The 24,792-nt window shown below is 70.7% G+C and carries 23 protein-coding genes and 2 pseudogenes; 12 read left to right on the forward strand and 13 right to left on the reverse strand.

Annotation, left to right across the window (positions count from 1 at the left end; all coding sequences use genetic code 11):
- Positions 1 to 51: 51 nt before the first annotated feature.
- Entirely contained in the window at positions 52 to 480 is a 429-nt protein-coding gene (locus OG906_RS37070) for a hypothetical protein (protein WP_329448708.1), read from the reverse strand.
- 568 nt (positions 481 to 1,048) lie between these two features.
- Between OG906_RS37070 and OG906_RS37075 the strand changes: the two genes are divergently transcribed.
- On the forward strand, positions 1,049 to 1,780 hold the full coding sequence (locus OG906_RS37075; RefSeq protein ID WP_329448709.1) for a hypothetical protein: 732 nt from the start codon (positions 1,049 to 1,051) through the stop codon (positions 1,778 to 1,780).
- Between the two features lie 188 nt (positions 1,781 to 1,968).
- Here the strand turns inward: OG906_RS37075 and OG906_RS37080 are convergent, their stop codons facing one another.
- Positions 1,969 to 2,709 (reverse strand): class I SAM-dependent methyltransferase, encoded by a 741-nt coding sequence (locus tag OG906_RS37080; protein WP_329448710.1) that lies wholly within the window; start codon positions 2,707 to 2,709, stop codon positions 1,969 to 1,971.
- Positions 2,710 to 3,037: 328 nt separating this feature from the next.
- Here OG906_RS37080 and OG906_RS37085 point away from each other — a divergent pair, with 328 nt between their 5' ends.
- Entirely contained in the window at positions 3,038 to 3,199 is a 162-nt protein-coding gene (locus OG906_RS37085) for a hydrophobic protein (RefSeq protein WP_267825839.1), read from the forward strand.
- 306 nt (positions 3,200 to 3,505) lie between these two features.
- Here OG906_RS37085 and OG906_RS37090 read toward each other — a convergent pair whose 3' ends face one another.
- Entirely contained in the window at positions 3,506 to 3,685 is a 180-nt protein-coding gene (locus OG906_RS37090) for a CsbD family protein (protein ID WP_392893240.1), read from the reverse strand.
- Between the two features lie 200 nt (positions 3,686 to 3,885).
- On the opposite strand from OG906_RS37090, the gene OG906_RS37095 reads away from it, so the two are divergent.
- Positions 3,886 to 4,047: a hypothetical protein gene (locus OG906_RS37095; RefSeq protein WP_037792689.1), complete on the forward strand. Its 162-nt coding sequence runs from the start codon at positions 3,886 to 3,888 to the stop codon at positions 4,045 to 4,047.
- Positions 4,048 to 4,254: 207 nt separating this feature from the next.
- Here the strand turns inward: OG906_RS37095 and OG906_RS37100 are convergent, their stop codons facing one another.
- From OG906_RS37100 to OG906_RS37110, 3 genes are all read right to left on the reverse strand, one after another.
- On the reverse strand, positions 4,255 to 4,665 hold the full coding sequence (locus tag OG906_RS37100) for an ATP-binding protein (RefSeq protein ID WP_329448711.1): 411 nt from the start codon (positions 4,663 to 4,665) through the stop codon (positions 4,255 to 4,257).
- Positions 4,666 to 4,806: 141 nt separating this feature from the next.
- Complete coding sequence (locus tag OG906_RS37105) at positions 4,807 to 5,160, reverse strand: STAS domain-containing protein (protein ID WP_329448712.1); 354 nt, start codon at positions 5,158 to 5,160, stop codon at positions 4,807 to 4,809.
- A 160-nt stretch (positions 5,161 to 5,320) separates the two neighbouring features.
- Positions 5,321 to 5,509, reverse strand: a complete 189-nt coding sequence (locus OG906_RS37110) for a hypothetical protein (protein ID WP_267804217.1) — start codon at positions 5,507 to 5,509, stop codon at positions 5,321 to 5,323.
- Between the two features lie 300 nt (positions 5,510 to 5,809).
- Here OG906_RS37110 and OG906_RS37115 point away from each other — a divergent pair, with 300 nt between their 5' ends.
- The 3 genes from OG906_RS37115 to OG906_RS37125 all read left to right on the forward strand — a co-directional run bounded on the left by OG906_RS37115 (position 5,810) and on the right by OG906_RS37125 (position 7,531).
- Positions 5,810 to 6,406, forward strand: a complete 597-nt coding sequence (locus tag OG906_RS37115) for a DUF2231 domain-containing protein (RefSeq protein WP_329448713.1) — start codon at positions 5,810 to 5,812, stop codon at positions 6,404 to 6,406.
- Between the two features lie 106 nt (positions 6,407 to 6,512).
- Positions 6,513 to 6,824, forward strand: a complete 312-nt coding sequence (locus tag OG906_RS37120) for a hypothetical protein (RefSeq protein ID WP_267801553.1) — start codon at positions 6,513 to 6,515, stop codon at positions 6,822 to 6,824.
- Between the two features lie 128 nt (positions 6,825 to 6,952).
- Positions 6,953 to 7,531 carry a dihydrofolate reductase family protein gene (locus OG906_RS37125; protein WP_329448714.1) on the forward strand — a complete coding sequence of 193 codons (579 nt, stop codon included), beginning with the start codon at positions 6,953 to 6,955 and terminating at the stop codon, positions 7,529 to 7,531.
- A 42-nt stretch (positions 7,532 to 7,573) separates the two neighbouring features.
- Here OG906_RS37125 and yczR read toward each other — a convergent pair whose 3' ends face one another.
- On the reverse strand, positions 7,574 to 8,977 hold the full coding sequence (gene yczR, locus OG906_RS37130; RefSeq protein WP_329448715.1) for a MocR-like transcription factor YczR: 1,404 nt from the start codon (positions 8,975 to 8,977) through the stop codon (positions 7,574 to 7,576).
- Positions 8,978 to 9,104: 127 nt separating this feature from the next.
- Here yczR and yczE point away from each other — a divergent pair, with 127 nt between their 5' ends.
- Entirely contained in the window at positions 9,105 to 9,770 is a 666-nt protein-coding gene (yczE, locus tag OG906_RS37135; protein WP_443067486.1) for a membrane protein YczE, read from the forward strand.
- A gap of 114 nt (positions 9,771 to 9,884) precedes the next feature.
- Here the strand turns inward: yczE and OG906_RS37140 are convergent, their stop codons facing one another.
- A complete protein-coding gene (locus OG906_RS37140) occupies positions 9,885 to 10,427 on the reverse strand; it encodes a hypothetical protein (RefSeq protein WP_329448716.1) in 543 nt (180 codons plus the stop codon).
- Between the two features lie 296 nt (positions 10,428 to 10,723).
- Here OG906_RS37140 and OG906_RS37145 point away from each other — a divergent pair.
- The 3 genes and pseudogenes from OG906_RS37145 (at position 10,724) to OG906_RS37155 (ending at position 15,706) form a co-directional block, all read left to right on the forward strand.
- A pseudogene (locus OG906_RS37145) lies at positions 10,724 to 12,333 on the forward strand (alkyl/aryl-sulfatase).
- A gap of 365 nt (positions 12,334 to 12,698) precedes the next feature.
- Positions 12,699 to 13,373: a DUF4097 family beta strand repeat-containing protein gene (locus tag OG906_RS37150; RefSeq protein ID WP_329448717.1), complete on the forward strand. Its 675-nt coding sequence runs from the start codon at positions 12,699 to 12,701 to the stop codon at positions 13,371 to 13,373.
- A gap of 56 nt (positions 13,374 to 13,429) precedes the next feature.
- The gene (locus tag OG906_RS37155) at positions 13,430 to 15,706 is read left to right on the forward strand and encodes a S9 family peptidase (protein ID WP_329448718.1); all 2,277 of its coding nucleotides are present in this window, start codon (positions 13,430 to 13,432) and stop codon (positions 15,704 to 15,706) included.
- Positions 15,707 to 15,781: 75 nt separating this feature from the next.
- Here the strand turns inward: OG906_RS37155 and OG906_RS43755 are convergent.
- A pseudogene (locus OG906_RS43755) lies at positions 15,782 to 15,916 on the reverse strand (DUF4232 domain-containing protein); the annotation flags it as partial.
- A gap of 273 nt (positions 15,917 to 16,189) precedes the next feature.
- Between OG906_RS43755 and OG906_RS37160 the strand changes: the two are divergent.
- On the forward strand, positions 16,190 to 16,834 hold the full coding sequence (locus tag OG906_RS37160) for a dihydrofolate reductase family protein (protein ID WP_329448719.1): 645 nt from the start codon (positions 16,190 to 16,192) through the stop codon (positions 16,832 to 16,834).
- 72 nt (positions 16,835 to 16,906) lie between these two features.
- On the forward strand, positions 16,907 to 17,353 hold the full coding sequence (locus OG906_RS37165) for a hypothetical protein (protein ID WP_329448720.1): 447 nt from the start codon (positions 16,907 to 16,909) through the stop codon (positions 17,351 to 17,353).
- A gap of 128 nt (positions 17,354 to 17,481) precedes the next feature.
- Here OG906_RS37165 and OG906_RS37170 read toward each other — a convergent pair whose 3' ends face one another.
- The 4 genes from OG906_RS37170 to OG906_RS37185 all read right to left on the reverse strand — a co-directional run bounded on the left by OG906_RS37170 (position 17,482) and on the right by OG906_RS37185 (position 24,758).
- Positions 17,482 to 19,041, reverse strand: coding sequence for an FG-GAP-like repeat-containing protein (locus OG906_RS37170; RefSeq protein WP_329448721.1), 1,560 nt, complete (start codon positions 19,039 to 19,041; stop codon positions 17,482 to 17,484).
- A gap of 253 nt (positions 19,042 to 19,294) precedes the next feature.
- Positions 19,295 to 20,869 (reverse strand): FG-GAP-like repeat-containing protein, encoded by a 1,575-nt coding sequence (locus OG906_RS37175; RefSeq protein WP_329448722.1) that lies wholly within the window; start codon positions 20,867 to 20,869, stop codon positions 19,295 to 19,297.
- A gap of 181 nt (positions 20,870 to 21,050) precedes the next feature.
- The gene (locus OG906_RS37180; protein ID WP_329448723.1) at positions 21,051 to 22,688 is read right to left on the reverse strand and encodes a trypsin-like serine protease; all 1,638 of its coding nucleotides are present in this window, start codon (positions 22,686 to 22,688) and stop codon (positions 21,051 to 21,053) included.
- A 312-nt stretch (positions 22,689 to 23,000) separates the two neighbouring features.
- On the reverse strand, positions 23,001 to 24,758 hold the full coding sequence (locus tag OG906_RS37185) for a trypsin-like serine protease (RefSeq protein ID WP_329448724.1): 1,758 nt from the start codon (positions 24,756 to 24,758) through the stop codon (positions 23,001 to 23,003).
- Positions 24,759 to 24,792: the final 34 nt, after the last annotated feature.

Below are 24,792 nucleotides of genomic sequence, written 5' to 3' on the forward strand. Positions count from 1 at the left end.
CCGCCCTGCGTCGGCCGGCCGGACGCCGGGGTCACCGCCGTGATGCCGTCGTCAGCACTTGAGACGGGTCGTCGCCGCGCTCGTGGCCTCGTCCAGCTTCTGGATCTGCGGCTGGAGCTGGGTCATCGCGTTCTGGCCCGTGGTGTCGCCCGGCAGGGACTCGTACGACTTCTTCAGGTCCTCGGCGGCGCTCTTGATGGCCGAGGCCTCGGCTTCCTTGAGTTGCTTCGTGTTCTCCTTGACGTTGTTCCAGTCGTCCTGGACGGCCTGAACGGCGTCCTTGATCTGGTCCTTGGTCGCGGACGACGGGTTGAGCGCTTTGAGTTTGGCGTTGTCGGCCTTGAGCCCGGTGAGATTGCTGCACAGCTCACTCGCGGCCTTGGTGGCCTCCTCCGCGGGGGAGCTGCTGTCGTCGGAGCAGGCGGTGAGACCGAAGACCGCGGTGGCGCAGAGTACGCCGATCACGGGAAGACGCTTCATGGGAACTCCTCAAGCGAGATGGCGCCGGTACGGATCCACACGGAACCCATCACCACATACACACGCCAGAACACCTTCCGCACCCGGACACTCGCCCATTCGGCTCCCGCACGAACCCCATGTGGTCCGGCCCGGCCGGCTCGACCCGAAGTTCGACCCGGGGCACGAGCGGAGGGCCGGTCGGGATCCGCACGGGAGCCCGACCGTGGCGCCCCGATCGTCCCCGCTCTGCGGCATGATGACCGCCGTGAACACCGAGATGCCGATGGACGGTCGAACCGCAGCACGAGGCGGCGGATGACGGTCGGCGCCGCGGGAGGTCGCCGGGACGTTGGCGGGAGGTCGGCGCCGGGAGCGCGACGCCCGGGACGGCCTGGCAGCCGCCCCGGCGAGCCCGGCGGCGACGGCGGACGCTCCGTGCCGATCGCCGACCACCGACCACCGATCGCCGACCACCGACCTTCCGGATCGCGCCGCAGGGGAGCGCAGCCCGGGTGTCGGACGTTGGACCGTCGAAGGGAACGATCTCGTTGGACACACCGCACCACCCGAACGATGAGGAGGACCGATGAGCACGGCCGATGAGGGACGGCAGTGGCCGGACGAGGCCAGTGTCGACAACGCGAGGACGACGCTGCTGCAGCTCCTCGCGCGGGCGGGGGTCCCTTCCGGCGACGCACGGGAACTGATCGGGCTCCTGGAGGCGGGCGCGCTGGCCCTCGCGCACGAGGAGCTGAGCGGCACCGGCCGCAGCGCGCCGGGGGACAAGGGCGAGGTGTACGAATCGGGCTGGCTCGACGGCGCCCGGGACCTCCTGGAGGAACTCGGCGACGTCGCCGAGCGGACCCTGCTCCGGGTCGTGGGGCCCGACGGGCTGCCGGCCCAGGCCGAGGAACGCCCACGGCCTGGGCGCATGGAGGTGGAACGGGCGCGGGTGGCGCTCACCCCCCTGTACCTGTCGTACACCGCGGTCTCCGAGCTGGACCCGGAGGTCACCGACGACGTGCTCGCCGCCGTACTCGCCACGATGACCCCCCGCCATCGCGCCGCGTACGCCGGGCGCCTGACGGCATTCGTCGCGGCCCACCGGGCCCGGCTGGAGAGACTGTTCGCGGCGTTCGGGCCCGGCAGCGCCATCACGGTGCACGGCCGCTACTCGCTCGTCCACTCCGTCACCAGCATCGCCGTACTGGAACGGCTCGTCGTCGCCCCGCAGGCGCTGCGGGAGGAGTGGGACGCCGCGGAGCTGCCGCCCGCGTGGCTGGACGGTCTGACGACCGCCTGGAACGCCCCGACCTGAGCGGCGCCCCCGGCGCGGACGCCGGCGCCCCGGCCCGACGGCTCGTTCGGGTGCTCACTCGGGTGCTCGTTCGGGTGCCCGTTCCGCTGCCTGTTCGGGCGCACCGCGAGGGCCGGGCCAGGGCAGACGTACGGGCGACGGTCAGCCGAACGCCCGAACGCCCGAACGCCCGAACGCCCGGTCGACGGTCAGGCGCGGCAGCGCAGCATCTCCAGCGGGGGATTGGCGTGGAAGTCCGCCCAGAAGTCCGCACCGAACTCGCGCACCCCGGACTCCGACACCGTCACCGGGACCCAGGTCACCTCGCTGAATCCGGCCGCCCTCAGGCACTTCTCGTAGACCTCCCGGCGCGGGAGGTTGGCGACGAACGAGACGGGCGGGTCGAGCAGTGCCGTGGTCCGCACCTGCCGGCCGGTCTCGACCTCCTTGCCGGTCAGCTCGGTGTGGAAGCCGTACCTGTCCGGCGGCGGCCCGTCGAAGCGGAAGTCGGGCGACTGGTTGAGCCCGAAGAACTCGCCGCCGGGCTTCAGACTCCGGTACGCGTTGCGGCACATCCGCTCCGTGGTGGCGATGTCCGGTGCGTAGTTGAGCAGTTGGACGGCGAGGATGATGTCGAAGCTCGCGTCGAAGGTCCGCAGGTCGGCCACGTCACCGACCTCGTAACGCACACCCAGTGGATCGCTCTCCTCCAACTGCTGTGCCACGGAGACCATTTCGCCGGAGATGTCGATTCCGAGCACTTCCGAGGCGCCACGCCGCCTGAACTCCCTGCTGTAGAAGCCCGTGCCGGAAGCCAGGTCGAGGACCGACTTGCCGCGCACGTCCCCGACCATGGCCAGGAAACCGGGCACCACCGCGTACTGCTCCAGCGGCAGGGCCTTGAAGCCCTCGTACGCCTCACCGATCTGGTCGTACTGTTGTGTGCTCACAGTGACGTCATCCCCCCACACTTCGTCATGCGTTCGTTCGCGGGCCACCCCCGTACCGGGCCACCCCCGCGGCTCTGGCGGGAAGTCTTGCGCACCCCGACAGAGCGTCCGTACTGGCAGAAACCACAAGATGCGGGCATCGTCCCGGTCTGACGAACGGACAGACATCCCCGTCGTCACCGGCCCCGTGGGCGCGGCGTTCGGTGGATCAGTGCTTGAAGGTGTCCTTGACCTTCTCCTTGGCCTGGCGGGCATCGCCTTTGGCTGGAGAAAGTCGGGGTGTGAGACCGGGGATCACGGGCAGTAGGCGCTTCGGAGGTTGATAATCATGGTTCCCCTGCTTCTTGTTCTTCTGCTCGCTCTGATTCTCTTTGGTGCCGGTTTCGCGGTGAAGATCCTTTGGTGGGTCGCGATCGCGGTACTGGTGCTGTGGCTGATCGGGTTCATTGCCCGCCCGAAGGGCAGTAGTGGCCGCTGGTACCGCTGGTAGCCGGCCGGCATCTCACAGTGGTGTGGCGGTGGCCCGTCCCGATTCCGGGGCGGGCCACCGCCGTGCTGTCGACTGCTGCGGGAAATTGGTTTCCCCATGTCGGGTGAAGTCGGATATCGAGGGCATGAGAACCCTTGCCGGGGCGGTTGCCGCGATGCAGCAAGGAACCCGCCTCCAGGGAAGCAGTAGCCGTCCCGGCCCGGCCGGGCCTGCGTCCGTGCGCATTCCGAGCGGTCCCGCCACGGCGAACGCGGTGGAGGGGCGGCCCCTTGCGGGAACCGCCCCTCCACCGCGTTCGCCGTGGTGTCAGTCCTTGAGGACGTCCTTCACCTTTTCCTTGGCCTGGCGGGCATCGCCCTTGGCCTGCTCGGCGCGACCTTCGGCAGTGAGGCGTTCATTGCCGACGAGGCGGCCCGCGGTTTCCTTGACCTTGCCCTTGGCCTGCTCGGTCTTGGCCTGGGTCTTCTCTTCACCGGACACGGTCATCACTTCCAAGCGGTAGAGAAAGCTTACGCAGGAGCGTCTGCCCACTTCTGCTGAGACAAACGTGCCGACGGGGGTCCCCTGGCAAACGAGACGTGTTGGAAAGGGTGTACGGCTTCCCGCCTGGGCGGATAAGAAACGCTTAAATAAGAACGCATGCGCGGGGATCGCCAGGGCAGAAGACGCTTCGGAGGTTGATAACTATGGTTCCCCTGCTTCTTGTTCTTCTGCTCGCTCTGATCCTTTTCGGTGCCGGTTTCGCGGTGAAGATCCTTTGGTGGGTCGCGATCGCCGTGCTGGTGCTGTGGCTGATCGGATTCGTCGCCCGTCCCAAGGGAGGCAGCGGCCGCTGGTACCGCTGGTAGCGGCTCCGGCGCACTGACTCCGGTCCACCGTCTCCGGCGTACCGGATCCCGTGTACGGACACGAGGCCTACGGGGCCCACCCCTTCACCGGGGGTGGGCCCCGCCGTCATGCCCGGTGCCGCCGCGCCCGGTTCGATGCGGTCCCACCAGGTCCCGGCCCGCTGACCTGGCCGCACGACGTGTACCGCCGTGTCGAGGGAAACAGGTTCAGGCCAGGCGCAGTTCGGCGCTGATGGTCTTGCCGTCGAGGTGGCTGCGGATGTCGACGCGTTCGGTGAGGCGTGTGATGAGGGGCCATCCGTAGCCGCCCGGCTGGTCGGGGGTGCCCGTGCGGGGCTCGGGGGCGCGGGGGTTGGCGTCCGCGACGGACAGCAGGAGGGTGTCGTCCGCGATCTCGGTGTGGAACGCGGTGAGGCCGCCGCCGTGGCGGATCGCGTTCGTGACGAGCTCGGAGGTGACGAGGAGGGTGTCCGCGGCGGTGACGCTGTCCAGGCTGATGCCCGCACGTCGCAGCAGGTCGCAGACCCTGGCGCGGGCGGCGGCCGCAGTGGCCGGCACGCGGGTGGAATCGGCCGTCGGTGGCGCCGGCGCGTGAGGGGCCGGTGTCGCGACGGTCATGTGACCGCGGTCCTTTCGGTCTCCGGAGCCGCGGCTGTCATCGGCTTCTGTGGACGCGTTCATACCGTCATCGCCTGCCCATCGTGGCGCGTGTCATGTGGCGACACACCGGTTCGGTCAGGAGAAGTGCACAACGTGGGCTCAGCATGTCATCGCGGTCTCCAGGGAGTCCGTCATGCGGAACGCCGGTCCGGAGCCGGTCACCTCGAACAGCCGGCGGATCGTCTCCTGCAGCGGGCCCGCGAGAACGAGAACCACTCCCGCCGCCATGTGAGCCTTCCGGGCGTCGAACAGTGCGTGAAGGACGGAGGAGTCCGCGAACTCCGCTTGGGACAGGTCGATGATCGTGCGGGAAGTCCCGCGTGCCGCTGCCTCGACGAGAGCCTGAGCCAGGCCCGGCGCGCTCTCCCCGTCGAGATCACCGCGCAGGCGGACGACGGTCATGCCTTCGTGCGCGGTCGTGGTGACCACCGCTGCTTCGTCTCCGTTCACCACGACATACTCCTACACGGCGAACGGCCGAACCGGCCCGGGTCCCCACCAGGGCCCGGTCGGCGGGGCCTGGATCACGTGCCGAGCACGCCGTGTGACGTACCGGGTACGGCGTGACACACCGCGTACGGCGCGACGTGCCGGCCGTGAGCGGTGCCGCGGGTCACACGTCCGTTTCGCCCGCTCCCTGGACGATCTGCTCCTGCGTGATGACCTGGATCTCGTTGGTGAGCTCGTTGCGAATCCGGTACACCGCGTGCGGTCCCGGATCGCGCACCTCCTCGACACGGCCGTGGTGTCGGCCCTCCCGGCCGTCGCGGTAGCCCACTCGATCGTTCTTTTCGAGCGCCATGTTCTCCTCCTGGAGCGCCCGCCCCGCCCGCGAACGCTCTGGGGGCGTAGACGGCGGGTACGGGTTCCGCTACGGCTGCGCCTTCCCGCCCGGCGCGCCCTCATGCCGACCGCCGCCGGCTCCCGCTGCCCGCTGCCTCCCGCTCCCTCCTGATGGTCGTGGAGGCCGTGGCGTCGTGGCAGGGGCGGAGTCAGTCGTGGCAGGGGCGGGGTCACTCGGGAGGCTGACGTCGCAGGGCCTTGTGGGCGCACGCGCCCGGTCGCCGGCGGGGTGCCGTGCGAGGGCGGGTAGGTGCTGCGCATGGACACTCACACCTCCGACCTTCCCGGCCCCCCTGACCTGGCCGCCCCGCCCGGCCGATCCGTGCTGGGGACGGTTTCGACCAGGTGGCTGACGGCCCTGGACCGTATCGAGCACGCCACGCGGGCCGACCCGGCCGTGCGGGCCCTGCAGAAGGCGATCCGTTCGCTGCCCTTGGGCGGGGCGCGTGACCATCTCCGCGGGCGGGCCCTGGGCCACCCCGTCCATCCCGTTCTGGTGCAGGTGCCCATCGGCTGTTGGCTGTCGGCCGCCGTCCTGGACTTCGTACCGGGAGCGCAGTGCGGGGCAACCGTCCTCACGGCGGTGGGCCTGGCCGGTGTGGCCCCGGCTGCCGTGGCCGGCTGGGTCGACTGGGCCGACCTCCCACCCGAGCAGGCCCGGGTGGGACTCGCCCACGCGGCCTCCAACGCCGTCGCGGTCACCTGCTACGTCATCGCCCTCACGAACCGACTGGGCGGCCGGCGGACGAAGGGCCGACTGTGGTCGATGGCAGGGCTGACCGCCGTCGCCGTCACTGGCGCGCTCGGCGGCCACGTCGCCTACCGGCAGGCGGTCGGGGCGTACCCGGCGGGCTAGCCACGGCCACGGTCACGGCGACGGCGACGGCGACGGCCATGGGCCGGGCGGCAGGCGTTCGGCTCAAGATTGGTTGCTGTCCGCCCGGTGTGGGCAGTCGGTTCCCGTGACTCGGAAACCCCCGCCGGACACCACCCCGGACGGTCATCACGTCGTCATCGGCGGACGGCGCTGGCGCGCCACCGACCCGGCCATCCCCGATGACGTCGGCGCCCGCTTGCGCGTCCACCTGATGGCTGCCCGCCGGGCCGTCGGCGTCGCGCTCCGCGCCCACGACCCCGCGGCCGAGCGGGCCGCCCGGGACAGGGTGCAGTGGGCGAAGGTGGCCCTGGGGGAGCGCGGCACCCCTTGGTGGGAGCAGAGCCCCGAGGAACGGCGTACGCGCTGGCAGGACGGCCTGACCGCGTTGGACGCCTAGACAGTGTCGTACAGGGCCGTGTCGTACAGGGCCGTGTCGTGCGGCCCCCGGGCCCCGTCGTGCAGCACAGTCGTGTGACGGCCGGCGGGTCATAACGTCGAATCACCGGTTCCCGAGGAGGACGTCCGATGCGCAGCGTGACCTACTCGATGGGTGTCTCCCTCGACGGCTACATCGTCGGGCCGGACGGCGGGTTCGACTGGACGCCGCCCGACGAGGAGGTCTTCCGCTTCGCCATCGACCAGATCCGGGAGGTCGGCGTCCACCTGTTGGGACGACGGCTGTACGAGGCGATGCTCTACTGGGAGACCGTCGACCAGGGTCCGTCGCTCGACGACTCGACGCGTGAGTGGACCGCACTCTGGAACGCGCTCCCCAAGGTGGTGTTCTCCACCACGCTGTCGACGGTACGGGGCAATGCCCGCCTGGCCTCCGGCGACCTCGAGGAGGAGATCGAGCGGTTGCGGGCCGAGCCCGGGGAGGGCAACATCGCGATCGGTGGCGCGCAACTCGCCGCCAAGGCCGCCGCATTGGGACTGATCGACGAGTACCGGCCCAAGGTCTACCCGGTACTGGTCGGCGGTGGCATTCCGTTCTTTCCCCGGGACGAGCGCCGGTTGGATCTCGAACTCGTCGAGACCCGCACGTTCACGTCGAACGTCCACTACCTCCGCTACCGCGTGGCGCGCCGGGCTCCGAGTACGTGACTCTGAAGCCGGCTGCCGGGCCTCCTGGCGCCGTCGTCGCCCTCATGCGACGGGCGCGGGGGTGTGCGTTCCGGTGGCGCCGTGACGGAGCGCCTGTTCCGCTCGTGCGAGTCTGCGGATCCCCTCGATCAGTTGCTCGGGTGGGAGCGTGTACGGCAGTCGGATGTTGCGTTCGAAAGCGCCTCCGACCCCGAAGCGTGGTCCGGCCGCGATCGTCACCCCGTGGTCGGGCGCCACGGCTGCGAGCCGGGAGCTGATGGGCTCGCGGAACGTCGCCCAGAGCGTCACACCCCCGACCGGTTGCAGGGTGTGGACGTCCGGGAGGTACTCGGTGAGTGCGCGCCCCAGCGCGTCACGTCGCGCCCTGAGGTGCCGGAGCGAGTCGGACCGCCGTGTCTGATGTCCATTCAGAAGTGCTGCTGTCGCGAGCTGTTCGACGACAGGGGTGCCGAGGTCCGTGGTGGGACGGGCCCCCGCGACGCGTTCCAGGAGGGAGGGCAACGCGCGGATCCACCCCGTGCGCAGGCCGCCCCAGACGCTCTTGGACACCGAGCCGATACTGATGGCTGTCGGCATGTGCACGGCCAGAGGTTCCGGGGGCGGAACGTCCAGAGCCAGATCGGTCATCGTCTCGTCGACGACCGTGGGGCAGGTGAGCGTGAGCTGTCGGCGCACGCCCGCGGGCATGCACATCCCCGTCGGGTTGTGGAAGTCGGGAATCAGGTAGGCCAGGTGCGCGGCCCGCCCCGCGGCGTGGAGTTGCTCGATGTCCCAGCCGGCAGAGCCCACCGCGGATCCCACCGGGACGGGCAGGAGGCGGGCGCGGGCCTCGGTGAAGGTCGTGATCGCGTGCGGGTAGGTCGGATGGTCGACGAGGACCGTGTCGCGCGGCGAGACGAGCACGCGCGTCAGGAGCCCCAGCGCGTGCTGCGCGCCGTTGGTGATCAGGATGTGATCGGGTCGGGTGGGCAACCCTCGTCGTTCGTACCACCGGGCGACTGCTTCGCGCAGTTCCGCGGTGCCGTACCGGTCGTATCCGTGGCGCTCGAAATGGCGTGGCAGTTGTTCGAGAGCCGTCGCGAACGCGGCGTGGAGGATCTCGACGGGCGCGGCCGGTGCGGCGAACGACAGGTCGATGGTCTCCGCGTCCGTGCGCGGCGGGTTGCGGGGCGTCGTGTCGCCGGGCAGCCGTACCGTCGCCCTGGTACGGGCCTGCGTGGCGAGGTATCCGTGCTCGACCAGCGTGCGGAACGCGGCACCGACCGTGGTCCTGCTGGTGCCGAGCGCGGTGGCCAGGTCACGCTCGCTCGGCAGGACCGCACCCAGGCAGACACGTCCGTCCAGGATGAGCAGACGCAGCCGGTCCGAGAGTCGTTGGTGCGCCGGCCCCGGCCCCTCCTGCCACGGCCCCAACATCCGGGCCACCGCGTGCGAGCTGATCTTCACCCGACCAGCATAGTCAATCTGGCTATGGAACCCAGGGCCAGATTGCCCGGAGACTCGCCGCATGGCACCTCCGGCACCTCCTTCCTCCACGGCACACACCCCCGCCACCGCTCCACACGACCCGCCCGTGACGCCCCTGATCCCGCGCATGAACGCGCTCGCCCAGATCCGGGCAGCCCGGAAAGCGCGTCGCATCCCCCAACTCCTGCTCGGCTTGGCGGGGTACGGGGCCGCCGTGATGCTCCTCGTCCAGTCCGGACTCGGCGCCGCCGGCTGGAACGTGCTCACGGAAGGGACGGCCAAGTCCCTCGGAATCTCGTTCGGTTGGGCGACCAACCTGATCTCGCTGCTCGTGCTCCTGGCATGGATCCCCCTGCGAGAACCGCCCGGGCTCGGCACGCTCCTCAACGTGGCGATCGTCGGGTTCGCCGCCGATGCCACCGCGGCCGTGCTCCCCCACCCCCAAGGACCACTCACCCAGGTCGGATCCCTCGCCCTCGGCCTGGTCGCACTCGCTTTCTTCGACGCGCTCTACCTCGGCGCGCAGTTCGGCTCGGGACCGCGCGACGGCATCATGACCGGACTCGTACGACTCACCCACCTGCCCCTCGCCGTGGTCCGCACCGGCATCGAGGTCACCGTCGCCGGCGCCGGATGGCTGCTGGGCGGAACCCTCGGCGTCGGAACGGTACTGATCGCACTGTGCATGGGGCCTCTCGTCGGCTGCTTCCTGCCGCTGGTGGCGGTCCGCCTTCCCGAGGCTCCCGCGCCCACCACACGGCGCAGCCGATGAACGCCCTCCACACCACCCTCCCGAACCTCTCAGGTTCCACCCGAACCTCTCAGGTTCCCCTACGTCTGTCAGGTGTCCGAGAGGCCTGTGATCCTGCGGGTCTTGCGAGGCCTGTCAGGGCGAGGCCGGGGAGGGTGTCGGCGGTACCGAAGGCGTGGGCGCGGTCGCGGGCGGTGAGGTGACGGCGGAGGGGGTGCCGGCGCCGTCCACGCACATCAGCGACATGACGATCAGCGGCTGGATGCCTTGGGCCACCTGTCCCCCGGGAAGGCCGGCCGTGACCGTCCAGTTGTTCTTCGTCAGGGTGAGCGTCCGGCTGCCCAGGTCGGGACCGGTCTGCCAGCCCTGCTCGGAACGTGCGCGCGCGAAGGCCGCCTTGAGGGCGGCGTCCACCGTTTCCGGCGCGTGCCGTCCCGAGAGTCGTTCGAGGCAGATGCCGTTGACGTTCGAGGGCTCCCGCTCCATGGTGATGCCCTCCGCCGCCAGCACGGACGTCATCTCCGCCACCGCCGTGTCCGCAGGCAGCGGCGGGCCCGAGAACCGGGGCGGCAGCGGGCCGAGATCCTGTAGCGGATGGGCGCAGGCCGTCACCGTCGCCGTCATCAGTGCCGTCATGACCAGGAACGCCACGGCTGTGCGCCTCGGTCGTCGTCGCACGATGATCCCCACCTTGTCTGCTCTCTGCATCGGCCACATGTCACATGCCTCATGTCACGTGCCACCTGCCATCGCCCCTCGGCCATGTGTACGGCCGGCCAGTCTCCCATCCCGCCGATCTTGCCGGACCACCGGCTCCGCGCCGCCCGCGCCGCCGCTCCGTACCCCTTCCGCCGATGGGGGCGCACACTGCGGGGCTCCCGAGGTGCGTGGGGCCCCGATCCGCCCGCCCCACCCGCTGCGGCAATGACTAAATTGACACCCTTTATTGACACCCTTTGGGTTATTCGTTCCCCATGACTGATCTCGACTACGCCGACCGCTCCGACTTCGAGGACGCCGAGCGGGGCTTCGTCGCCGCTCTCGACCCGGCGATCGTCCGGACGGACGACGGCCACGTCATCTGGGACGGTGACGCGTACGGGTTCCTGGACGCGGACTGCCCCGACAGCGCGCACCCCAGCCTCTGGCGACAGAGCCGGCTGTGCGCCAAGCAGGGCCTGTTCGAGGTCACCGAGGGGATCTACCAGGTCCGGAACCTGGACCTGTCGAACATGACGCTCGTCGAGGGCGACACCGGTGTCATCGTCATCGACCCGCTGATCTCCGCCGAGACCGCGGCCGCCGCGCTCGCGCTGTACCGCGAGCACCGCGGCGACCGCCCAGTCACCGGGCTGATCTACACGCACTCACACGGCGACCACTTCGGCGGCTCGCGCGCGATCCTGCCGCACGGCCACGCCCCGGTACCGGTGCTCGCCCCGGCCGGGTTCCTGGAGCACGCGGTGGCGGAGAACGTGTACGCGGGCGCTTCTACTTCCCCGACCGGTGCGCGCTGTGCATGGCGGAGAACGCGACCCACACCATGCACAACATCCTGACCCTGCGCGGCGCGTTGGTCCGCGACACCCGCATCTGGGCGCACTACCTGAGCGAGACGATCGCCCTGTTCGGCGACCGGACCGAGGTCGCGTTCGCCTCCCACCACTGGCCCACCTGGGGTCGGGACCGCATCGTCGAGCACCTGGCCGGCCAACGGGACATGTGGACCTACCTGCACGACCAGACCCTCCGCATGATCAATCAGGGCCTGACCGGCCTGGAGATCGCCGAGCTGATCGAACTGCCGCCGGCCATCGCGCGCCGGTGGGCCAACCGCGGCTACTACGGTTCCGTCAGCCACAACGTGAAGGCCATCTATCAGCGCTACATGGGCTGGTTCGACGGCAACCCGGCCCACCTGTGGCAACACCCGCCGGTCGAGCAGGCCCGCCGCTACGCCGCCGACTACGGCGGCGTTCCCGCACTGGTCGCCAAGGGCCAGGAGTACGCCGCCTCCGGGGACCTGCGCTTCGCCGCGACGCTGCTCGGGCACGCGGTCTTCGCCGCCCCCGACGACACGGCCGCCAAGCAGGCACTGGCATCGGTGTACGAAAAGCTCGGCCACGGCTCGGAGAACGGCACCTGGCGCAACTTCTACCTGATGGGGGCCCAGGAACTGCGCGGCACGATCGCGCACACCGTGCTGGACGCGACCAACCCCGAGATGGCGATGGCACTCACCGTCGACATGCTCGTCGACTCCCTCGCCATCCGCGTTGACGGGCCGCGCGCCTGGGACGAGAAGCTCACGATGAACTGGAACGTCACCGACGAGGGCCGAACCTGGCACCTGCTGCTGTCCAACGGAGCCCTCACCTACCGCAGCACCGATACCGCCGCGGAAACCGACGGATCGGCCCCGGCCGCCGACCTCACCCTGACCCTGACCAAGCCACAACTGCTCGCCGTCCTGGACGGCAAGGGCCTGGGCGGCGTACAGGTCCAAGGCGACCCGCAGGTCTTCGCGACCCTCACGAGCCTGCTCGACACCCCCGACCCCGACTTCGCCATCGTCACGCCCTGACCACACCGCCCGCCAACACGGCGTGACCACGATGCCGCGTTGCCTGGGCGCGACACCTCAGCGCCAAATGCCGGTGTCCACACTCGGAAAGCCGGGCGGCGGGCCCAGCCGGAACCGCTGCTCCCCGTCGGCCCGGTACGTCTCTTCGACGCTTCCTGGGGCCCCGGCATCTCGGCCATAGCGTTCACTCTCATTCCATTGCAACGAGCGGCAGAGCAGTTGTTGCATTAGGTGCCATTCCGTTGCAACGATATTGGGCATCTGAGCTGCTATTATGGCTACTTCGCTCGATAGGTACGTTGCTGATCTGTAGAACGCAACGTAGCGTTTCCCTCATCGGAAACAACGAAGCGAAGGAAGACATCATGCTGAAGTTCGACACCCCCGCCCCGATCTCCGCCGTTCTCGACATCCCCGCCGGCCGCATCCGGTTCATCGCCGCCGACCGCGCCGACACCGCCGTCGAGATCCTCCCCGCGAACGCCTCGAAGGGCCGCGACGTGAAGGCGGCCGAGCAGATCACCGTCGACTACCGCGACGGAGTCCTGCGGATCGAGGCCGCATCGGCGAAGAGCCGGATCCTGGGAACCTCCTCCGGATCCGTCGAGGTGACCGTTCAACTGCCCGCCGGTTCCCACGTCGAGGCGAAGACCGCCGCAGGCGAGTTCCGGGGCGTCGGCCGGCTCGGTGACGTGACCTTCGAGGGCGCGCAGGGCGCGGTCAAGCTCGACGAGACCGCGAGCGCCCGCCTCACCCTCCTCGCCGGTGACATCTCCGTCGGCCGCCTGGCCGGGCCCGCCCACCTCACCACGCAGAAGGGCGACCTCCACGTCACCGAGGCCGTGAGCGGCACGGTCGCGCTGCGCACCGAGGCCGGTGACATCTCGGTCGGGGCGGCCCGTGGGGTGTCCGCCTCCCTGGACGCCGGCACCGGCCACGGCCGCATCCACAACGCACTCCGGAACACCGAAGGCGCCACCGCCGGGCTGACCCTCCACGCGACCACCACCTACGGCGACATCACCGCCCACAGCCTCTGACCGACACCGACACCGACACCGACACCGAGATCGAAAGCGACAGGGGCCAACAGAGAATGACCACCACTCAGGACTACCAAGCCGCAGAACAACTCTTCCGCCGCCCCGTTCGCCCCGGCGAGCTCGTCATCGGCGACAAGGTCAGACCCCAGTGGATCGACGGCGGCGCCCGCTTCTTGTACACCGTGAGTACGGGCGCCGGCCGCCGGTTCGTCCTGGTCGACCCGGCGGCCGGCACCCGCGAGCCGGCCTTCGACCACGCGCGGCTCGCCGACGCCCTGGCCGCGGCCTCCGAACAGCAGGTCGACCCCGAGGCCCTGCCGTTCACGGCCATCGAACTGGCCTACACCGCAGTGGAGTTCGTCGCGTTCGGCGAGTACTGGCGCTGCCGCCTGGACGGCTACGTCTGCGAGCGCGCCGAGTTCACACCGCCCGGCAACCCCCTGGAAGTGCCGTCCCCCGACAAGAAGATCGCGGTGTCCCGGCGAGGGCACGACCTGTGGGCGCGCTCGCTGTCCGACGGCCGCGAGTGGGCGCTGACCACCGACGGCGCCCCCGACCACCAGTACGGCCCCGGCCCGCAGAGCACGGCCAACGGCACCCTGCTGCGCAAGATAGGCCTCCCCTACCTGCCGCCCGCCGTTGCCTGGTCGCCCGACTCGACGAAGGTGCTGGCGCACCGGACCGACGAGCGCGCAGTCCGCCAGACCCACCTCGTGGAAGCCAGGCCCGCCGACGGCGGCGCCCCCCGCCTGCACACGCAGCGGTACGCCTACGCCGGGGACGAGCACCTGCCGCTGGCCGAACTGGTCGTGCTGGACGTCGTCGAGCGAACGGTGGTCCGCGCACAGGCCGAACCGCTGCTCATGCCGCAGCTGTCGCCGATCACGGCCAAGTGGGCGTGGTGGGCCCCGGACGGCTCGGCGGTGTACTACCTCGACCGGCCGCGCGACCTGCGCACGCTCACCCTGTACCGGATGGACCCGACCACCGGCGAGGTCACCGCGGTGCTCGGCGAGACCGGTTCCACCCGGGTGGAACCCAACCAGTGGATGTACGAGCCGCCGCTCGTACGCATACTCGCCGACGAGGTGCTGTGGTACTCGCAGCGGGACGGCTGGGGTCACCTGTACCGCTACGACCTGCGCACCGGCGAACTGCTCGGGCAGGTCACGTCCGGTGAGTGGGCGGTGCGGCAGATCCTGCGCGTCGACGAGGCCGAGGGGGCGGTGTACTTCACCGCCTCCGGGCTGGTCGACGAGGATCCGTACCGGCGCACGGTGTGCCGCGTCGCCCTGGACGGCTCCGGTTTCGCCAAGGTCACGGACGACGCGCTGGACCACGTCGTCACCCTGCCGGACCACCAGGAGTACTTCATCGACTCCGCGTCCACCGTCGACACCCCGCCCGTGACCCGCGTCCGGGACTGGACCGGGCGCGTGCTGGTCGAGCTGGAGCGCGCCGACACAGGCAAGCTCACCGCCATCGGCTGGACGGCCCCGGAACGGTTCCGCGTCAAGGCGGCCGACGGGGTGACGGACATCCACGGAGTGCTCTACCGACCCCGCGGGTTCGACCCCGCCCGGCGCTACCCGGTGGTGGACAACGTCTACCCCGGCCCGCAGCTCGACCGGGTCGCCCCGTCCTTCGACCCCGGAGCTACGGGCCTCGACGCCGAACCCCTCGCGGCGCTGGGCTTCGTGGTGGTGGCACTGGACGGGCGGGGCGCCCCGGGGCGGAGCAAGTCCTTCCACGACGCCTCGTACGGCCGGTTGGCCGACGCCGGCTGCCTCGCCGACCACGTCGCGGCGCTGCGGCAGCTGGCCCGTACCCGCCCGTGGATGGACCTGGACCGGGTCGGCGTCATGGGCCACTCAGGAGGCGGGTTCGCCGCGGCGCGGGCCATGCTGGACTTCCCCGAGGTGTTCAAGGCCGGGGTCGCACTCTCCGGTTCCCACGACGCCCCCCACTTCAACCCGGGTTTCGTGGAGGCCTACGACGGCGCGGACAACCCCGAGGCCTGGGCGCGTACCTCCAACGTGGACATCGCGGACCGACTGGCAGGCAAACTCCTGCTCGTCCACGGCGAATTGGACGACCAGGTCCACCCGGACCACACACTGCGCCTGGCCGACCGGCTCATCGCCGCCGACAAGGACTTCGAGCTGCTCATCGTGCCGGGGGCCGAGCACACGTTCATCGACTGCCTGACCTACGTCCGCAAGCGCTCCTGGGACTTCCTCGTGCGCGAGCTGACGGGTACGCAGCCGCCCGCCTACCGCCCGGCCCCGATCCCTCTCGGCCCCGAGCTGCTCGGCGAACTGTTCGCCTGAGTGGGCGAGTGGGCAAGCGGGATCGGGGCCGGGCTGGGAAGCGGGGAAGCATGGAGTCGGCAAGCGGGCCCCCACCCCCACGAGCCGGCCGTGGCCGTTCTCCAGCCGCAGCACCGGGTGGCTGTGCAGCTTGCACGGTTTGGTCCCGGTGTTGGTGACGGTCAGCAGGAGCTTCGAGTCGTCCTTCGCCGGCGGCACGGCCCACTCCACCGTGACGTTCGTGTACTCGTCGGGGCAGTTGCCGTCGATGCCCGTGGGATCTCCCTCGGCCTCCGCCCGGACGGCCCGGCCCGGAAGAGGACGCGGAGGGCTTTGTGGAGGACGGTGCGGAGGCCGAGCGGGCGGCCCACCGAGCCAGGACCCCGCCGTACGGAATGGCGGGTGGAACGGTTCAAGGTGTTCGTTCGATGATGCTCAAGAGAGGCGCGGCGCCCGCGCCACCCTCTGAATCGATCACCGCTGTCGCGATCACAGGAGGAACACGTGGCTCAGCTGCTGAGAGTCCAGAACTTCAACGTCTCGATCGACGGAATCGGCGCCGGCGAGGACCAGACCCTCGAACGGCCCTTCGGCCATGTCGAGCCCGGGAGGCTGTTCGCCTGGGCCGGCGCCACGGCGAGCTGGCCCATGCGCACCGACCCCGGAGGGAGCCGGGGCTTGGACGACTACCTCACCCGGGACTACCCCCGAAACATCGGCGCCGAGATCATGGGCCGCAACAAGTTCGGGCCCCAGCGGGGGCCCTGGCAGGACCACGATTGGCAGGGCTGGTGGGGCGACGAGCCCCCCTTCCGTACCCCGGTGTTCGTGATGACCCACCACAAGCGTCCTTCGTTCAGCCTCTCCGACACCACGTTCCACTTCGTCGACGACGACCCGGCCACGGTCCTCCAACTGGCGCGGGAAGCGGCGCAGGGCAAGGACGTTCGCCTCGGCGGGGGAGCGACCACCATCCGGGAGTTCCTCGACGCCGACCTCGTCGACACCCTGCACGTGGCGGTCTCACCGATGAAGCTCGGGACCGGAGTGCGGCTGTGGGAGTCGCCCGATGAGCTGCTCGACCGGTTCCACCTGGACGTCGTTCCCAGCCCGAGCGGAGTGACGCACCACCTGTTCTGGAGGAAGTGAACGATCCGGGCACGGGCCCTACCCGGTTCCGGTGGTTCCTGACAGCATCACGGGACCGAACAAGGGGGGCCCATGCGCATCCGCGTCCGTTTATCCACCGTCGCGACCACCGCCATCGCCACCGCGCTGCTGCTGACCGGGTGCAGCTCGACCCCGGCCGAGAAGCTGGAGGACTGGTGGTCCTCCGGGGGTGAGAGCCGGGTCAAGGGGCTCTCCGACACCGCGAGCCAGGTCAACGCGGTGAGCATGCGTCCGATGGACGTCTGGAGCACCACCTGCCAGGAACTGCTGGCGGAGGTCGGCAAGGCCAAGAAGCTCGACACCATCCCGAGCGAGAACGCCCGGGGGTTCTGGACGGAAGCCCTGACCGCCTTCGAACACGGCGGCAACCAGTGCGTCGACGGAGCCGCCAAGAAGGACGTGCCCAGGGCTTCCGAGGGCATCCGCGAGGTACAGAAGGGCATCGGCCGACTGGCCTCCGCCATGTCCTTGATCCGGAGTGACCTGCAGGCCAAGTGAGCGGTGATCCGGTGACGTGTGGTCAAATCCTTTGGTGCCCAGCTGATTTGGAGACCATGCGACCCGGTGGCCACGTGCCCCGGTGGGGCTACCGACAGCCCTACCGCAGACAGACACGGCGGGCGTGGTCACGAACCGTCGGGGATCCTGCCCAGATGGGTCCAGCCCGTGGGGGAGGGGTCGCCGCCGTTGAAGGCGTAGACGGTAGTCCGGCCGTCGGGCTCCTGGACGAGGTAGTCGGCGTGGGTGTCGGCGGTGAGATCGGCGAGTTGGACGCGTTCGTGGGCGGTGGTGACGCCGGACGCGGTCTGGCCGACACCGCGCCAGCCACCATGGCGGTCGCCGCCGCGGTTGAGGTAGGTCGTCAGGCTGCCGTTCGGATTGACGGTGGAGTAGTCGGCCCGTCCGTCGCCGTCGAGGTCGGCCAACCGGACGCGCGCGCGGTCGGTGGTGGTGCCGGTGGCGATCTGACCCAGGTCGACCCAGCCGCCCGCCCCCGGGGTGTCGCCCCCGCGGTTGAGGTGGACGTTGACGGCTCCGGAGTCCGAGATCCTCCAGTAGTCGGCGCGTCCGTCACCGTCGAAGTCGGCGAAACGCACCTGCTGGTGCGCGGGCGTGGTGCCCCGAGCGATCCGGCCGATGCCCTCCCAGCCGTTGGGTCCGGTGACGTCGCCCCCGCGGTTGAGGTACGCGGTGACGGAGCCGTCCGGGGCGATGTACAGGTAGTCGGCGCGCCCGTCGCCGTCATGGTCGGCGAAGCGTACGCGGGTACGGTCCGTGGTGACGCCGGTGGCGACACGGCCGATGTCCTGCCAGGTCCCGGCTCCCGCTCCCCCGCGGTTGAGGCGGGCGCGGACCTCTCCGGAGTCGACGACGGTCAGCTCGTCGGTCCGTCCGTCGCCGTCGAAGTCGGCCCACCGGACGCGTCCGGTGCCGCCCGACTCGGTGCCGGCCCGCGGAGCCGGAGCGGATCGGGTCCAGCCGTCGGTGACGGCCTGCTCCAGGCCCTGGTGATAGGCGGCGGCCATCTTGCGGTACCCGGCGTCGTTGGGGTGCAGCCCGTCGGGCAGTTCCGTCGCAGGGTTCAGGCGCGGAGGCTCGACGTAGGTCAGGTGCCGACCGGTGGCGGAGCGGGCGGAGACCGCGGCCCGCACGGCGGCGTTGAAGGCGTTCGTACGCTCGTACTGGCCGCGCGTGTCGGGCAGCAGCCCCTGGACGATGACGGTGACGCCGGGCTTGTTGGCGTGGACGCGGTCGATGAGCGAGACCAGCTCGGCCGAGGCGCCCTCGGGGTCGGCGTTGTGGGAGTTGAGGTCGTTGATGCCCAGGTGCAGCAGGATGACGTCGGGTGCGGCGGCCGCCTGCCACCGGTCGATGTTGTCCCGGATCCCGCCAATGGTCCAGCCGCTGTGCCCTTCGTTGTCCGGGTCGACGGTGGTGCCGAACGAGCCGGAGCCGACGTAGTCGGCGGTGTAGCGGGACTGGCCGGTCATCAGATCCCAGAGCCGGGAACGGTATCCGGCCTCGTCGGAGCTGCCCGCGCCGGCGGTGATGGAGTCGCCCAGCGGCATGATCCTCACGAGCGGCGCGGCCGGCTGCGGGGCCGCGGCGGCCGGTGTGACGCCCAGGCCGAGTGCGGCGGTGACACCTGCGGTCAGGACCAGGGCCAGGGAGGTGCTGCGTCGCATCGTCGTGCTGTCCTTCGGGGGTGAGGGCGGCGCACGACACGAGACGTGAGCCGTGCTGAGGGAGGGGCGGGGCGAGCCCGGGGAGGGGCGCAACGGACGCCGCCTCCGGTTCCCCCGCGGGGGAACCGGAGGCGGTCGAACACGCTCGGTCGATCACGCTCGGTCGGTCACGTCGGTCACGTCGGTCACGTCGGTCACGTCGAGCCGTACGGGATGTCCCTCCCGGCGGGGCGGGAGGAGCGGGAGCCCGGGGTCAGGAGCCGCTGGCGACCTTGCCGAGGTCGGTCCAGCCGTTGCCCTTGTCGCCGCCGTTCCACGCGAAGACGGACGCGCTGTTGCCGGCGCCGGCCAGTACGTAGTCGGCATGGGTGTCGGCGTTGAAGTCGACGAACTGGACCCGGGTGTGATCGGTGGTCAGACCGGCCGCGATCTGACCGACGACCTGCCAGCCGGTGTTCGGTACGACGTCGCCGCCCCGGTTGAGGTAGAGGTCGACCTTGCCGTCGGGCTTGACGGCGAAGTAGTCGGCCTTGCCGTCACCGTCGTTGTCGGCGAAGCGGACCCGGTTGCGGTCACTGGTCGCGCCCGTGGTGATCTGGCCGAGGACCTGCCAGCCGTTGTCCGGGACCACGTCGCCGCCCCGGTTGAGGTAGGCGGTGACGGCGCCGCCGTCGTTGAAGACGAGGTAGTCGGTGCGGCCGTCGCCGTCCCAGTCCGCGAAGCGGACCTTGCTCGCGTCGTTGGTGACACCCCGGGCGATCTTGCCGGTGCCGCTCCAGCCGCCGCGTCCGTCGCCGCCCCGGTTGAGGTGGGCCTCCACGGATCCATCGGTGTTGATGACGACGTAGTCGGCCTTGCCGTCGCCGTCCCAGTCCGCGAAGCGGACCCGGTTGCGGTCGGCGGTCACGCCTTCGGCCACCTTGCCCAGGCCCTGCCAGCCGCCGCGGCCGTCGCCACCCCGGTTGAGGTAGACCTCGACGCTGCCGCTGTCGGCGACGTTGATGTAGTCCGGCTTGCCGTCACCGTCCCAGTCCGCCCACCGGATCCGGCCACTGCCACCCGCCTCGTTGACCGCCGCCGACCGGCGCGGCGCGATGGTCTGGGCGATCCACGCCGCGAGGTCGTCGACGCGGGCGGAGACGGCTCCGGTACGGGTCTCGGTGGGGTTGGTGCCGAGGCAACCGCCCTGCCATGAGCGGCTGTTGACGGCGACGAGTTCGCCGGCGGCGTTGAGGAGCGGGCCGCCGGTGTCGCCCTTGCAGAGGGCGTCGGTGCCCTTGCCGGTGATGGCCAGTGTGGTGGCGTCCGCGGAGTTCACCGTGAAGCCGCCGGTGTGGGGCTTGCCCGGTACCCACTCGGTTGCCGTCCGGCCGAAGCCTGCGGCCGTCACGTCGCCGCCCGCCGCCGGAGCGGCGCCCGCGCGCTTGACCGGGGCGATGCCGGTGACGGGGGCCGCAAGGCGGGCCAGCACGAGGTCCCGGTCGGAGGCGCTCGCGGAAACCTCGACGATCCCCCTGTTCCGACCGTCGCTCAACGTCGCGGTGGTCTTCAGGGCGGGCGCCCCGGCGGGCACCGCCGCACCGGGGGTGGCAGCGAAGCAGCTCGCGGCGGTCAGGACCCATCGGGCGTCGACGAGGGTGCCGGTGCAGGCGCGGCTGTCGGCCTCGTCGCCGATGTTCAGTTTGACGAGGGCGGTGTGCCCGCCGGCCGTCGCCTCGGGGCCGGTGACCGCTTGGGCGGGGCCGGCCGAGACCAGGCCTGCTGCCACCGCGGTCGCCGTGACGAGCAGGCTGGTCACCCGCGCCGGGCGGGGAAGAATCGTGGTCATGCGGAGCTTCCTTGGGGGAGTCGAGTGGGTACGCGATGACGCGCGAGACGTGGTGTTGTGCGTGCGGGGGCTGCCGCCGAAGACAGCGAATCCGGGAGCGCGTGGCACACGGCCCCGCTCGCTCCGGGACGCTGGTCCTGGTGCGAGCGGGGCCGGGCGGACGGTCGATCCGGGCTCTCGGTCAGCCGTTCCAGGTGGGGGTCATCGCGAGGTGGCCGGGTGCTGCGGGCAGGCCCTGGAGAGCCACCGGCGCGGGGGAGTCCCAGGTGCGGTCCGCGTGGCGGGTGGTGTGGAGGACCTTGCCGTCGGCGGTGGTCACGGCAACCTGGACCTCGCCGTTGACGGCGGCCGCGGAGACCGACTTCGCGGTCACGGTGCCCAGGACGTCCTTCAGCTCACCGAAGGGGGCCCAGGTGCCGTTGAAGTTGCGGATGGTGTGGTGTTGGCGGGCCCCGTTGTCGGTGGCGATGACGAAGTGGGCCTCGTCGCCGCTGCCGGCGGCGCTGATCGCGCTGATGGGGCCGGTGTTGCCGGCGGCCTGGGCGACGTTGCCCCAGCCCAGCCAGTTGCCGTTGGTCTGGCGGATCGAGTGGTAGGCCTTGCCGCCGGAGACGAGGGCAACCTGGAGCTCACCGCGGACGCTCGCGGTGGCCGCGGCCGTCACGTTGCCGACGGAGCCACTGGAGATGTCCTTGAACTTCGACCACTGGCCGTCCGCGGTGCGGACGGTGTGGAAGGCCTTGCCGTCGGCGACGGCGATGACATGGAGGTCCCAGCCGGTGTTCGTGGCGGACACCTGGGTGAGGTTGCCGAGCGTGGCGGCCTGGGAGAACACGTCGCCGAAGGTGCCCCAGGTGCCGTCCTGCTTGCGGACGGTGTGGAAGAGCCCGCCGCTGTTGCTGACGGCGAGGACGTGGGTGTCACCGTTCATGCCGACGGCCGCGGAGGACCTGATGCCGTTGAGGCTGCCGGCCTTGGCCTGGACGTCGGTGAAGTCGGTCCAGGAACCGTCGGGCATACGGACACCCTGGTAGAGGCTGCTGCCCGACTGCACCAGGGCCTGGGTCTTCCAACCCAGGGCGCGGGAACGGTACCCGTCGATCCACTCACGCAGGTCGTCGACGCGGGCGGAGACGGCTCCGGTGCGCGTCTCGGTGGGGTTGGTGCCGAGGCAACCTCCCTGCCAGGAGCGGCTGTTGACGGCGACGAGTTCGCCTGCGGCGTTGAGGAGCGGGCCGCCGGTGTCGCCCTTGCAGAGGGAGTCGGTGCCCTTGCCGGTGATGGCCAGGGTGGTGGCGTCCGCGGCGGTGACGGTGAAGGCGCCGGTGTGGGGCTTGGCGGGCACCCACTCGGTCTTCGTCCGCCCGAACCCTGCCGCGGTCGTGTCCGCACCGGCGGTGGGCGCGGTGGTGGCGCGCTTGACACCGGTGAGGCCGGTGGCCGGGGTGGCCAGGCGGGCGAGGACCACATCGCGATCCGTGCGCGGAGCGATCTCGGCGACCTCGACGGCCTTGTCGTCGCTGAGGGTCGCGATGGTCTTCAGGGCGGGCTTGCCGGCGGGGACCGTCTGACCAGGCGTGGTGGCGAAGCAGCTCGCCGCGGTCAGGACCCAGGAGGCGTCGACGAGGGTGCCGGTGCAGGCGCGGCTGTTGGCCTCGTCGCCGATGTTCAGCTTGACGACGGAGGAGTGCCGGCCCGCCGGGGATTCCGGACCGGTCACTGCTTGGGCGGTACCGGCGTTGACCAGGCCGGCGGTGAGCGCCGTCGTGGTCACGAGGAGACCGGTCATCCGCGCCGGGCGCGGACGGAGAACAGACATGTGGAGCATCCTTTGAGCCGGGAGTCGGTGCGCGGGCGCGCGTGAGGAGAGCGAATGCACGGCAACTGCCGTTCGTGGAAGCGCAGTTCTGTCAGGATGGGGCGGACGGGGGCCATCGGTGCATCGCAGCCCCCGAGTACCCGCCGGACCCGTGTTCCGGGGCGTGGCCCCGCGACGCGGGGGCCCGGTCGGTCAGGCCCCCGCGCGGGGTGGTTCGGTTCAGGCCCATCGGCCACCCGGGCCGCCCGCCCCAGGGCAGGGAGGGGTCAGACGCGCTTCGATCCGGGGGTCAGAAGCGGTTCCACCTGGAGGTCAGACGCGGTTCCACTTGGCGTTGGCGCCGTTGCCGCAGGCCCACAGGCCGACGGCGAAACCGTCGGCGGTCGCCTCGCTGAAGACGTTCACACACTGGTCGGGCTTCAGGGCGCTGGCGATGGTGGTTCCGTCGTAGTTCCACTTCTGCTCGGCGCGGCCGTCGCAGGTGAGGGCCTTGAGCCGCGACGTCTGCGGGGCGCCGGTCTCGGCGGTCAGGCACAGGTTGCCGTCGAGGCGCATTTCCTTGGCGGGGGTGTAGTCCCACTGCTGGTTGGATCCGCCCCAGCAGCCGTAGATGGTGGCGTTGGCCCCGTCGAAGTCCAGGCAGCGGTTCGACTGGGCGCCGACCAGGCTGCTGCTGCCCCAACGCGGGCCGCCTTCCTTCCAACGCACGTTCAGACTGCCGTTGTTGTCCAGGGTGGCGTAGGAACCGTCGCCGCCGTGGGTACCGGTGGCCCACAGGGCTCCGGTGTTGGTGCCCTTCTTGTACAGGACGAGGTTGCCGTCGGCCTGCATGGACAGGTACGAACCCCAGTCCCAGGTGTACTTGCCCCACACCTCGCGGCTGGTGGCCACGTCGCGGACGAGGACGTTGCCCTGGATGTCCATCATCAGGACGTTCTTGCCGTTGGTCAGCCAGTGACCGGGCATGAGCTTCGCGCCGGAGGCAAGCTTGTCACCGCGGGGGTAGGTGTCGGAGTGCCACAGGTGGCCGCCGATGCCGTGGCCGCCGTCCTTGGTGTAGACGACGAGGTTGGCGTCACCCTGGAGTTCCAGGCGGGCGCTCGCGTTGCCGGCGGTGCCGGACGCCCACAGGGCGCCCGCGGCTTCGTCGCCGGTGGAGCCCTTCTTGTACACGACGAAGTTGCCGTCTGCCTGCATCTTGGCGAACGCGCCCGGGTTGCCGCCGGTGCCCGACGCCCACAGGGCGCCACCCTTGTTCTGTCCGCCGGTGCGGTGGTACAGGACCAGGTTGCCGTCGTCCTGCATGATCAACTGGGCGTTCTCGGAGGCGAGGGTCTCGCCCGACCGCAGGGTCTGGCCGCTCTTGACGAGGACGGGGCGCTGCCGCGCCGAGTCGAGCCAGCCGGCCAGGCCGTCGACACGGGCCGCGACCGCGTTGGTACGGGTCTCCGTCGGGCCGGTGCCGAGGCAGCCGCCCTGCCAGGACCTGCTGCTCACGCCGACGATCTCTCCCGCGGCGTTGAGCAGCGGAGCGCCGGTGTCTCCCTTGCACAGCGCGTCCGCGGCGGTCTTGCCGACGACGTCGAACGCACCGGTGCTCGTGCCGGTCACGCTGAAGTTGGCCTGGTGGAGCCGGTCGGGCAGCCACTCGGTCTTGGTGCGTCCGTAGCCGGCGCCGACGAGCTGGGCGCCCTGGACCGGGGCGGCCGTGGCGAAGTTGGCCGGGGTGATGTCGGTGACCGAGCGCTCCAGCCGGGCCAGGACCAGGTCCCGGTCGTCGCGGGGAACGAGATCGATGACCTTGAGGGTCTGACCGTTGCTCAAGGTGGCGGTGGCGGGCTGCTGCGGCTGCCCGGCCGGGACGGTCTGTCCCGGGGTGCCGGCGAAGCAACTGGCGGCGGTGGCCAGCCACTGGTCATCGACCAGAGCGGCGGTGCACGCCCGGGCTGTGGCCTCGGAACCGATGCTCAGCCGGGCGGCGAACGCGTACTTCCCTGCGGTGGCGGGGGTCCCCACCACGGCTTCGGCGGTGCCGGCGGACAGCAGCGAAGCGGCGATGCCTGCCGTCATACAGGCAGCCAACCACTTCGGTCTCGGACGGACG

It is taken from the genome of Streptomyces sp. NBC_01426 (genome assembly GCF_036231985.1).
Taxonomy (GTDB): domain Bacteria; phylum Actinomycetota; class Actinomycetes; order Streptomycetales; family Streptomycetaceae; genus Streptomyces.